A 2,895-nucleotide genomic window follows, 5' to 3' on the forward strand; every position below is an offset into this window, starting at 1 on the left:
GCCGGGCGGGGGCTTCTCCGCTTCTTTAACCCCCCCGGTGCCCCTGGGGGCCCGGGCCCTCCTGTGCGCCCCGGGCCCGCGCCGTACACACGCCGTGTGCGCCCAGGCCCGCATACGCCGCGCGCAGTACCGATCCCGAGCATCCCGTCGTCCATGGAGAACTCGCGGAGTCACGGCGTCGGCTCGACGCCCGTACGCCCGTGTCGAGGGCGGGCCGGCCCTGCTGACGCCATCGCACCGAGGAGACCGCCAAGGAACTCGACGGGCTGAACACCCGCATGATCTCGCTGGAACACACCCGCCGGCCGCTGCCCTCACTGGCGGCTCTCACCGCCCTGGGGGCACTGGTCGCGACGGTCCGGCAGGCGCCGGCCCACCGGTCCCCGGCCGTCCGGCCGTCCTCAGCCGAGCCTGAGGTGGTGCAGCAGCATCAACGCGGCCGCCATGTTGGCGGCCGGGACCTCCCCCCGGGCGACCATGCCGGGAACGAGCTCGAGGGGGACCCACTCCCGGCGGTCCGATTCGAAGTCGTCCACCGGGTGTCCCACGTACTCGCCGTCGTCCGACCAGTAGATGTGATGGACGGCGTCGGTGAGCCCGTTGGACGGCTCCACGCTCATCAGGTGGTGCAGCGGCCCCGGCCGCCAGCCGGTCTCCTCCTCGAGTTCCCTGGCGGCCGCGCGGGTGATGTCCTCGCCGTCCTCGACGACGCCCGCCGCGAGCTCCCACCCCCAACTGTCGGTGATGAAGCGGTGCCGCCACAGCAGGAGTACCTCGTTGGCCTTGTTCACGACCGTCGCCACGGCGACCGGCCTCAGCCGTATGAGGAAGTGGTCCAGGTGCCGGCCGTCCGGCAGCTCCACATCTGCCAGGTTGACGCTGAACCAGCGGTTTTCATACACAGTTTGTTCGTTCTGTTTCGTCCACTGCACGGTTCTGCCACCTTCCGTCGAGTGAGTGGCAATATCGCAGCAGGAACTATGCAGCGTCGGCGGCAACGGCCGATGTCTGTGCCTGTGCGGCTGTGCGTGCCTGTGCGGCTGTCCGTGCGGGTCTCCGCGGTCGGATACCCCGCCGTGCCGCGCCTACAGCGGTACGCGCAGTGCTCCGTCGATGAGTTCGGCGGCCTCGGCCGTGCCCGCGCAGCCGCTGCGCACCAGGTGCTCACGCACCGCCCGGAGTCTGTCGCGCAACCGCTGGGACTCCATGCCCCGGGCCTGTTCTGCCATCTGCACCGCGGTGACCACCGCCTTGTCGATGTTGCCCTGGCGCAGTTCGATCGTGCTCAGCATGGCGAGCCGGTGCACGCGCCCCCGGTCGTGCGCAGGGGTGTCGACTGCGGCCGCGGCGTGCTCGGCGGCGGCGGTGAGGTCGCCGAGGCTGAGCAGCGCCTCCGCCACCTGGACGTTGACCAGACCCGGCTGGACATAGCCGGTCTCGTCGGGCTCTTGTCCGCGCCGGATGCGATCGGCGGCCGTCTCGGCACGCCGGATGCACGACAGGGCGCTCGTGCCGTCGCCGAGGTGGGCGTACGCCTTGGCCTGCATCGCGTACAGATCGGAGGCGAGGGCGGGCGTGATGTGCCGGCCCGCCGCCCGCAGCGCGGCCTCCGCGAAGGCGACGGCCTGCCGGTACTCCCGCATGAACAACGACTGGTTGACGAGGAGGGCGATGACGTACGCCCCAAGTCCCCGGTCACCACTGGCCTTTGCCAGTCTGAGCGCCTGGTGGAAGTAGCGCTGGGCCAGTCCGTGCGCGTCCGAGTCGTACGCGCAGATCCCGGTGACCGCCACCAACCCGCCGGTGGCGCGGTGCAGTTGACGGCCCGTCTCGTCGGTGTAGCTGCCCCGCAGCAGGGGCGCCGTCTCCGCGTTGAGGAAGCCGACGATACGGCTGCGGGTCGCGATGCCGCCGGCCTTGCGGTACATCTGCTCGTAGTGGGCACGGGCGGCCCGCAGCATCTCTATGTCGGCGGAGGTGACGCGATGCCGGCCGCCCCGCGAGACGTCGACGTCCTCCGGCGGGTTCTCCCACTCCCACACCGGCATCACAGCCGGTGTGCCGGTGACGGCGGGCGCCCCCAGGATGTGCGGGCGCTGCTGCTCGTCGGAGCGCCACAGGGCGGTGGCCCGCTCGACGAAGCCGGAGAGCGAGGTGCCGGGCGGGCCGGCCGGCCCGCCCCGCACGCCGAGACCGATGTCGTCGAGGGTGACCGGCCGGTGCAGACGTGCCGCGAGCACCTCGCAGATCAGATCGGGCACCTGGCCGCGGGGGCGCTGGCCCTTGAGCCACCGGGCCACCGCCGTGTGCTCGTACCGCAGGGCGAGTCCTCGGGCCCGTCCGGCCTGGTTGACGTGGGCGGCGAGGCCCGCGTGCGACACGCCCGCCTCGTCCAGGATCGCGTCGAGCAGAGTGTTGGGCTGCATTGGGTGCCCCCCGGTACCTCGGTCCGGGTCAGACTAGTGGGTCCGTCTTCACACGGGGTGTGAACGAAGTACGCGCGTTCGCAGGGTGCGCGCGCTGTCGCGCAGCGTTCCCGGTCGCTTGACTGGAATGCCTCGCAAGAGGTTCGCCGGGCCGTCGGCTCCCCCTCAAGAACGACGGCCCGGCGTGTCGCTCCGGTTCAACGGACCGCTCCGCGGGTTCAGCGGATTTCGGGTGCGTTGTCGGGTGCGTTGTCGGGTGCGGGTGCGCGGGGGCCGGCCGCGCAGTTCCCCGCGCCCCTAGGGGGTCGTACCTGCGCCCCTTCGCGAAGTCGCCCGGGGTACAGGGGAGCACAGCCCCCGCGCCTCAGGGGCGCGGGGAACCGCGCGACCGGCCACGACGGGCCCGCGGCCCACGCACGGCATCGGCGGGGGGGCCCCCCCCCCGGGGGCGGGGGGCCCCCCCGGAGCC

2 protein-coding genes and 1 pseudogene are annotated in these 2,895 nt (G+C 72.4%); 1 reads left to right on the plus strand and 2 read right to left on the minus strand.

The window, feature by feature from the left end; translation table 11 throughout:
• Positions 1-125: 125 nt before the first annotated feature.
• Positions 126-368 (plus strand): annotated as a pseudogene (locus ACFWBB_RS42535) (hypothetical protein); the annotation flags it as partial.
• 33 nt (positions 369-401) lie between these two features.
• On the opposite strand, the gene ACFWBB_RS42540 reads toward ACFWBB_RS42535, so the two are convergent.
• Positions 402-932 (minus strand): NUDIX hydrolase, encoded by a 531-nt coding sequence (locus ACFWBB_RS42540; protein ID WP_385284669.1) that lies wholly within the window; start codon positions 930-932, stop codon positions 402-404.
• A gap of 153 nt (positions 933-1,085) precedes the next feature.
• Entirely contained in the window at positions 1,086-2,426 is a 1,341-nt protein-coding gene (locus ACFWBB_RS42545; RefSeq protein ID WP_385284672.1) for a transcriptional regulator, read from the minus strand.
• Positions 2,427-2,895 lie beyond the last annotated feature (469 nt).

Source organism: Streptomyces sp. NPDC060000 (genome assembly GCF_042737375.1).
Lineage (GTDB): Bacteria > Actinomycetota > Actinomycetes > Streptomycetales > Streptomycetaceae > Streptomyces.

Bases quoted from the DNA above. Each gene is read 5' to 3' on its own strand.
- ACFWBB_RS42545 (WP_385284672.1), bottom strand. From the start codon at position 2,426: ATGCAGCCCAACACTCTGCTCGACGCGATCCTGGACGAGGCGGGCGTG.